9 protein-coding genes are annotated in these 6,701 nt (G+C 70.5%); 2 read left to right on the forward strand and 7 right to left on the reverse strand.

Annotated features, from left to right (window positions below; genetic code table 11):
* Nucleotides 1–170 precede the first annotated feature (170 nt).
* The 5 genes from EEJ42_RS35985 to EEJ42_RS36005 all read right to left on the reverse strand — a co-directional run bounded on the left by EEJ42_RS35985 (nucleotide 171) and on the right by EEJ42_RS36005 (nucleotide 4,761).
* Nucleotides 171–827, reverse strand: a complete 657-nt coding sequence (locus EEJ42_RS35985; RefSeq protein ID WP_123106402.1) for a GNAT family N-acetyltransferase — start codon at nucleotides 825–827, stop codon at nucleotides 171–173.
* Nucleotides 828–996: 169 nt separating this feature from the next.
* On the reverse strand, nucleotides 997–1,824 hold the full coding sequence (locus EEJ42_RS35990) for a MetQ/NlpA family ABC transporter substrate-binding protein (RefSeq protein WP_123106403.1): 828 nt from the start codon (nucleotides 1,822–1,824) through the stop codon (nucleotides 997–999).
* A gap of 26 nt (nucleotides 1,825–1,850) precedes the next feature.
* On the reverse strand, nucleotides 1,851–2,681 hold the full coding sequence (locus EEJ42_RS35995; RefSeq protein WP_123106404.1) for a methionine ABC transporter permease: 831 nt from the start codon (nucleotides 2,679–2,681) through the stop codon (nucleotides 1,851–1,853).
* Nucleotides 2,678–3,721, reverse strand: coding sequence for a methionine ABC transporter ATP-binding protein (locus EEJ42_RS36000; protein ID WP_123106405.1), 1,044 nt, complete (start codon nucleotides 3,719–3,721; stop codon nucleotides 2,678–2,680). The genes EEJ42_RS35995 and EEJ42_RS36000 overlap by 4 nt, the downstream gene beginning before the upstream one ends.
* 395 nt (nucleotides 3,722–4,116) lie before the next feature.
* Complete coding sequence (locus EEJ42_RS36005) at nucleotides 4,117–4,761, reverse strand: HAD-IA family hydrolase (RefSeq protein WP_123106406.1); 645 nt, start codon at nucleotides 4,759–4,761, stop codon at nucleotides 4,117–4,119.
* Between the two features lie 106 nt (nucleotides 4,762–4,867).
* Between EEJ42_RS36005 and EEJ42_RS36010 the strand changes: the two genes are divergently transcribed.
* Both EEJ42_RS36010 and EEJ42_RS36015 read left to right on the forward strand, forming a co-directional pair.
* Entirely contained in the window at nucleotides 4,868–5,236 is a 369-nt protein-coding gene (locus EEJ42_RS36010) for a hypothetical protein (RefSeq protein WP_123106407.1), read from the forward strand.
* Nucleotides 5,229–5,633 (forward strand): hypothetical protein, encoded by a 405-nt coding sequence (locus EEJ42_RS36015; RefSeq protein ID WP_123106408.1) that lies wholly within the window; start codon nucleotides 5,229–5,231, stop codon nucleotides 5,631–5,633. Before EEJ42_RS36010 ends, EEJ42_RS36015 begins: the two co-directional genes overlap by 8 nt.
* Before the next feature lie 156 nt (nucleotides 5,634–5,789).
* Here EEJ42_RS36015 and EEJ42_RS36020 read toward each other — a convergent pair whose 3' ends face one another.
* Together EEJ42_RS36020 and EEJ42_RS52025 are read right to left on the reverse strand one after the other, a co-directional pair.
* Entirely contained in the window at nucleotides 5,790–6,293 is a 504-nt protein-coding gene (locus EEJ42_RS36020) for a GNAT family N-acetyltransferase (RefSeq protein WP_123106409.1), read from the reverse strand.
* Nucleotides 6,294–6,410: 117 nt separating this feature from the next.
* The coding region (locus EEJ42_RS52025; protein WP_148082149.1) for a sigma-70 RNA polymerase sigma factor region 4 domain-containing protein at nucleotides 6,411–6,701 on the reverse strand (291 nt) is incomplete at its 5' end.

Raw genomic sequence — 6,701 nt, forward strand, 5'->3', positions numbered from 1 at the left:
CGGGTACGCCGCGGTGCGCGTGCCGCGGACGCGCGTATCGCGGCGGTGGGCGGGCCGGCCCGCAGGTGCTCAGCCCGGAGAGGTTACCCCGCCCGGCCCGCGCCGCCGGACCGGGGGCAGGGGCGGAGGTGGTGCGCGAGGGGCGCACCGGAGGCGCGGCGCGCCGGGGTTCAGCGCCAGTCGGTGTACTCGGAGTACGTGGGGAAGACGCTGATGCCCTCGGTGTCGTCCCGTTGCCCGGGCGCGCCCTCCAGGTCCTCGGGGAGCAGGCTCCAGACGATGAGGTCGGTGCGCAGATCGGTCCAGCCGCCGTCCTCCATCTGGGTGCGCGCTATGTACGCGTTGCGGAGCACCCCTTCGCTGATGCAGCCGACCTTCTGCGCGACCTGCTGGCCGGCGGTGTTCCCGGCGGCGGTACGCAGCTCCATCCGCTCGAACTTCTGGTCCTGGAACAGCCAGCGGGCGACGGCCAGCACCGCCTCCACGGCATAGCCCTCACCGCGCGCCCAGGGGGCGGTGATATAGCTGATCTCGGTGCCCAGGACCTTCCAGTCGGTGTTGCGCAGATGGATGATTCCGACGAGCCGCTGGGTGAGGAATTCGGCGACCGCGAAGACGATTCCGCGCCCCGTGGTGCGTTCGGCGGGGGCGAGCCGCATCGCCTGGTCGCGTGCGTCGCGGTGGGTGTACGGGTAGGGGGCCCGGCTCCAGGTGATGACGAGTTCGTCGTTCATCATGTCCGTGAGCGCGGGCAGGTCCGCTTCCTCGAACGGGCGCAGCACCAGCCGTTCCGTGCTGATGGAGATGTCCGGGAAAGTGGATGTCATGCGCCGCTCCGTAACCGGGTCGTATCAAAGTCGTGGCGAAGAGCCCAGCATGCAGCATCGCTCCTGCTAAATGCAGCACGGGGTGCGGAAACGGAAGGCTCCGCATCCGATTGTCGCCCGGATGCGGAGCCTTGCGTGTTCGGTCGGTCGTTTTTCAGAATGGTATGGGTCAGAACGACGCGAGGACGGATCCGTCGTACTTGTCCTTGATGAACTTCTTCACCTGCGGGGAGGTGAGGAGCTTGGCGAGCTTCTTGACCCGCGGGTCGTCCTCGTTGCCCTTCTTCACGGCGAGGAAGTTGCCGTAGGGGCTGTTGTCCGGGGACTCCAGGATCAGCGCTTCCTTGGCGGGGTTGAGCTTGGCCTGGATGGCGTAATTGCCGTTGATGACCGCGGCGTCCACATCGTCCAGGGACCGCGGCAGCTGGGGTGCCTCCAGCTCCTTGAACTTCAGGCCCTTGGGGTTGTCGGCGATGTCCTTGGGCGTGGCCTCGGTCCCGGCGCCCTTCTTCAGCTTGATGACGCCGTGGGTGTCCAGCAGCTGGAGCGCCCGGGCCTCGTTCACCGCGTCGTTGGGGACGGCGACGGTGGCGCCCTTCTTGAGGTCGTCGGCCTTCTTGGCCTTGTGTGAGAAGAGGCCGAGCGGCTCCAGGTGCACGGTGACCACGGGCACGATGTCGCCGCCGCGCTTCTTCTTGTAGTCGTCGAGGAACGGCTTGTTCTGGAAGTAGTTGGCGTCCACCGAGCCGTCCTGGGTGGCGGGGTTCAGCGAGTTGTAGTCGGTGAACTCCTTCACCTCCAGCTTGAGCCCCTCCTTCTTCGCCAGATGGTCCTTGACGTAGTTCAGTATCTCGGCGTGCGGGACGGGGTTCGCGCCGACGAGCAGCGGGCCGTTCTTGTCCGTGCCGCCCTTGCTGGGCGGGGAGCAGGCGGACGCACCGGCGGCGAGCACGGCGGCGGCGAGCAGGGTGGCGGTGGTCTTGAGGCTGTTACGCACGAAAAGTGCCTTTCGGGGACGGGGTGTCAGGGAGTCTTGGACAGCTGGGCGGGCTCGCCCGGCTCGTCGGTCCCGGCCTGGTCGGCCTTGTCGGCCTTGGCGGCCTGGTCGGCCTTGGCGACGGCCGGGGTCCCGGCGGCGTCGCCGCTCCGGGGCTTCCGGGAGCGCAGCAGCACCAGCCGGGGCCCGGCCGAGGCGGGGCTGCGGTGGGAGAGCGCGCGGGCCGCGAGGTCACCGGCGAACTGGATGACGGAGATGACCACCGCGAGGATGGCCACGGTGATCCACATCAGCTCGGTCTCGAACCGCTGGTAGCCGTAGCGGACGGCGAGGTCGCCCAGGCCGCCCGCGCCGACCGTTCCGGCCATCGCCGAGTAGCCGATGAGCGCGACGATCGTCGTGGTCGCGCTGGAGATCAGCGACGGCAGCGACTCGGGCAGCAGGACCTTGCGTACGACGGTCCAGGTGGAGCCGCCCATCGACTGCACGGCCTCCACCAGCCCGCCGTCGACCTCGCGCACCGAGGTCTCCACGAGGCGGGCGTAGAAGGGGATGGCGCCGATCGCGAGCGGCACGATCGCGGCCGCGGGGCCGATGGTGGTGCCGACGATCGCGCGGGTGAAGGAGATCAGCGCGACCATGAGGATGATGAACGGCATCGAGCGCGCGATGTTGACGACCTGGCCGACGACCTTGTTCACGACCACGTTGGGCAGCACGCCGCCCCGGTCGGTGAGCACCAGCAGCACACCGAGCGGCAGTCCGCCGATGATCGCGATGGCCGCCGACCAGCCGACCATCCAGAGCGTCTCCAGACAGGCCTGCTGCAACAGGGGCTGCATCTCGGACCAGGTCACTTGGCGCCCTCCTTGAGCACGGCGGTCTTCGACGCGTCCACATCGGCCACGTCGACCTGGAGGCCCTGCTCGCGCAGGAAGCCGATCGGCACGACGTTCTCCTCGAACGGGCCGGGCAGCTCGATGCGCATCCGGCCGACCTGGTTGCCGCTGACGGTGTCCATCGCGGCGCCGAGGATCGATATGTCGATGTTGTACGTACGCGACAGCTGGGAGATCACCGGCTTGGCCGCGGCCTCGCCCTGGAACGTCACGTCCACGACCGTGCGGTCCTCGGCCGACGGCACCCCGCCGACCGGGAACAGCTCCTGGGCCAGCTGGGAGCCGGGGGTCGCCAGCAGCTCGGTGACCTTGCCGGACTCCACGACCCGGCCGTCGCTCATCAGCGCGGCCGAGTCGCAGATGGTCTTGACGACGTCCATCTCGTGCGTGATCAGCAGCACGGTCAGGCCCAGCTGCCGGTTCAGGTCGCGCAGCAGCTGGAGGATCGAGCGGGTGGTCTCGGGGTCGAGCGCAGAGGTCGCCTCGTCGGACAGCAGCACCTTCGGGTCGCCCGCGAGCGCGCGGGCGATGCCGACGCGCTGCTTCTGGCCGCCGGAGAGCTGCGCGGGGTACGCCTTGGCCTTGTCGGCGAGGCCGACCAGGTCCAGCAGCTCCAGGGCCTTGCGGGTGCGCTCCTTGCCGGAGACGCCGAGGATCTCCAGCGGCAGCTCGACGTTGTCGCGCACCGTGCGCGAAGAGAGCAGGTTGAAGTGCTGGAAGACCATGCCGATACGGCTGCGCGCCTGGCGCAGCGCGGAACCGGCCTGCCGGCCCCGCCCCGCGAGCGCCGTGAGGTCCTGGCCGGCCACGGTGACCGTGCCGGAGGTGGGGCGCTCCAGGAGGTTGACGCAGCGGATGAGGGTGGACTTCCCGGCGCCGCTCTGACCGACGACGCCGTACACCTCACCCTCGCGGACATGCAGATCGACGCCGTCGAGGGCGGTGACCTCGCGGCCTCGTGAGCGGTAGACCTTTGTCAGGTCCGTAGTGGTGATCACAGGGTTTCCGTCACTGTTGAGTGCAGGGCGGTTGTGCCGCCGGGCACGGTTCATTCCTTACGGAAGCGGCGTGGGCGGGCCGAGGGCGTGCGCGTGTGTGGGCGCGGCTCGGATCCGGTGACGCGGGGCAGGCCGGTCCGCACGCGGGCGCGCGGACATGGCTCAGCGGGGCTCGCTTCGGGGCGCGAGGCTCAAGCGGGGGCCCTCAGCGGTCACACATTCGACACCGACAACGAGCACCGGGCGTCATCATCGCCTCGGTCGCAGGGGTGCGGCAGCTCGTCGTGGTCATGGCCGCCAGTAAACCAGAGACCCTGACGGGCCGATCAAGCCTGTCCGCATGACGGACACAGAAGACCAGCCCGTGGACAATAGGGGTCGTTTCCGATCGGGTGTCACTCCCCCGCGACGATCTCCACTCCCCCGTCGACGGCCCGTGCCGACACGGCCGACAGGTCCGCCACCACGATGTCGGCGTCCAGCTCCTCCCGGCTGGTCGTTGTGGTCAACGCCACGGTCCGCATCCCGGCGGCCCGGGCGGCGGCGAGCCCGGCCGGGGCGTCCTCGAAGACCACGCAGCGGGCCGGGTCGGCGCCCAGCTTCCCGGCGGCCAGCAGGAACGGCTCGGGGTCCGGCTTGCCGCGGGTGATGTCGTCCGCCGTGATCAGCAGCCCGGGGCGTATCCCGGCCTCGGCGAGGCGGGCCTCGGCCAGCGCGCGGCCCGCGGAGGTCACCACGGCCCAGCGCTCCCGAGGCAGCCCGGCCAGCAGGTCGAGGGTGCCGGGCAGCAGCCGCACCCCGCCCGGGACGTCCTCGACCTCCAGCTCGTCGATGCGCCGGCGGGCCTCCGCGACGCGGTCGGCGGGGAGCAGATCGCCGATGATGTCGGCCGCCGGGCGGCCGTGCAGCTCGACCCGGGCGAACTCCTCCGTCACGCCGTACTCCTCGGCCCAGCGGGTCCAGCAGCGGACCACGGACTCCATGGAGGAGACGAGGGTTCCGTCGTTGTCGAACAGCAGCGCGTCAGCGGTGATCTTCATGGGGCGCAGCGTACGGGGCCGATCGCAACGCGGTCATTCGGGCCGATTACAGTCGTCCCATGCTTGTCACCCCCTGTGTGCGGGAACGCACCGCGCGGAGGTCCCGTTGATCGACGTGCTGACCGCCGTGCTCGGCGCGACCGCCCTCGCGCTCGCCGCGTGGTGCGGTTTCGCCGCCTACCGCGACCAGCCCACCAAGGACTGGCACTTCATCGGCATGGCCGTGGTGTCCCTGCTGGCCATCGTCCAGCTGGTCATCGGGGTCGTGCGGCTGGCGCAGGGCGACGAACCCGAGCAGGGCGTGGCGATCTTCATCGCGTATCTGGTCGGCTCGGCGCTGGCCGTGCCGATCGCGGCGTTCATGTCGCTGGCGGAGCGGACCCGCTGGGGCTCGGCGACGGTCGCGGCGGCGGCCGTGGTGCTGGCCGTGCTGGAGGTACGGCTGTACGACATCTGGGGAGGCGTGGGTGGCTGAGTCAGCCGAACGTGGGCGTACGGGGCTCGGGCAGGGGCCCGGGCGGCTGCTGGTGATGCTCTACGGGGTGTTCACGGTGGCCGCGGCGTCGCGCTCGATCTACCAGCTGATCGCCCAGTACGACGAGGCGCCGCTGGCCTACATCCTCTCGGCGGTCTCCGCCGTGGTGTACGCCTTCATCACGGTCTCGCTGGTGCGGGGCGGGGAGGGTGCGCGCAAGGCGGCGATGGTGTGCTGCGGGGCGGAGCTGCTGGGTGTGCTGACGGTCGGCACCTGGACCCTCGTCGACCCCTCGGCCTTCCCCGACCAGACGGTGTGGTCGGACTACGGGATGGGCTACCTGTTCATCCCGATCTTCCTGCCGGTGACGGGCCTCATGTGGCTCCGCCGCCGCTAGTTCTTTTCCTCTGGGGCTCCGCCCCCGAACCCCCGCCGGGGCTCCGCCCCGGACCCCGCTCCTCAAACGCCGGAGGGGCTGGGTTGTTCGCCCGGACGGGCCGGGTCGCCGTGGGGCGAACCCAGCCCGTCCGATGTGCCGCGCGCGCCGCAGGCGTTAGGCGCTCGCGGCGAAGGCCGACATGGAGGCGTCCTTCTCCAGGGTGACCAGGCTCAGGCGGCGGTTGACCTCTTCGGTGCCGACCTGGGCGTAGCCGTACTTGCGGTACAGCCGGAGGTTGCCGTCGCTGCGGTGGCCGGTGGCCAGCCGGTAGCGCTTGGCGGCGCGCTCCTCCGCGAGCTGGGCCTCGATCGCGGCGAGCAGCCGCCCGCCGAGGCCGTGCCGCTGCATCCGCGGGTGGACGATGAGCTTGCCGATGGCGGCCGTGCCCTTGTCGTCGACGGCGCCCCGGACCGAGCCGACGACCTCCTCGCCGAGCCGGGCCACCAGCACACAGCCCTCGCCCAGTTCGGCGCGCAGGTCGTCGAGCGTCTGCGTCAGCGGCTCGATGGAGTAGTCCCCGTAGAGCTCGGCCTCACCCTGATAACACAGGTACTGGAGCTTGAGGATCTGCTCGGCGTCGTCCGCGGTCGCCGCGGAGATGGTCACGCTCATGCCCATGTGCGCATGCCTCCCCTTTTCTCGGTCCACCGGCCGCCTGAGGGTAGGGGCGACCGGGGTTGATTGCCTGGATGGGAGACGCCACAGGGTGGTGGCCGCCTCCCGGGCGCCGATTGTCTAACGCTCCTTTCCCCACGGTTCAGGAGCCGCAACCTCCGCCGTGAGCATTCTGCGCAGGCAACCCAGACATCGGGAACGTACCGGGCCCAGACTGCCCTGTGAGATACCCAACTCACCCGCGATCTCGCGATATGTCAGTTCGGGCCGGGACAGCATCGTCCCGAGCAGCCTCGGACAGCGGCCGGGCAGCCCGCGCACCGCGGCTCGCAGCGCCCGCCCGGCCTCGGCGGTGAGCGCGGCGTGCTCGGCGGGGCGGGGTTCGGGGCCGCTCGGCGGGCCGTCGCCCAC

It is taken from the genome of Streptomyces botrytidirepellens (genome assembly GCF_003721215.1).
GTDB classification, from domain to species: Bacteria; Actinomycetota; Actinomycetes; order Streptomycetales; family Streptomycetaceae; genus Streptomyces; species Streptomyces himastatinicus.

Bases quoted from the DNA above. Each gene is read 5' to 3' on its own strand.
- EEJ42_RS35985 (WP_123106402.1), bottom strand. From the start codon at position 827: ATGACATCCACTTTCCCGGACATCTCCATCAGCACGGAACGGCTGGTG.
- EEJ42_RS36005 (WP_123106406.1), bottom strand. From the start codon at position 4,761: ATGAAGATCACCGCTGACGCGCTGCTGTTCGACAACGACGGAACCCTC.
- EEJ42_RS36020 (WP_123106409.1), bottom strand. From the start codon at position 6,293: ATGGGCATGAGCGTGACCATCTCCGCGGCGACCGCGGACGACGCCGAG.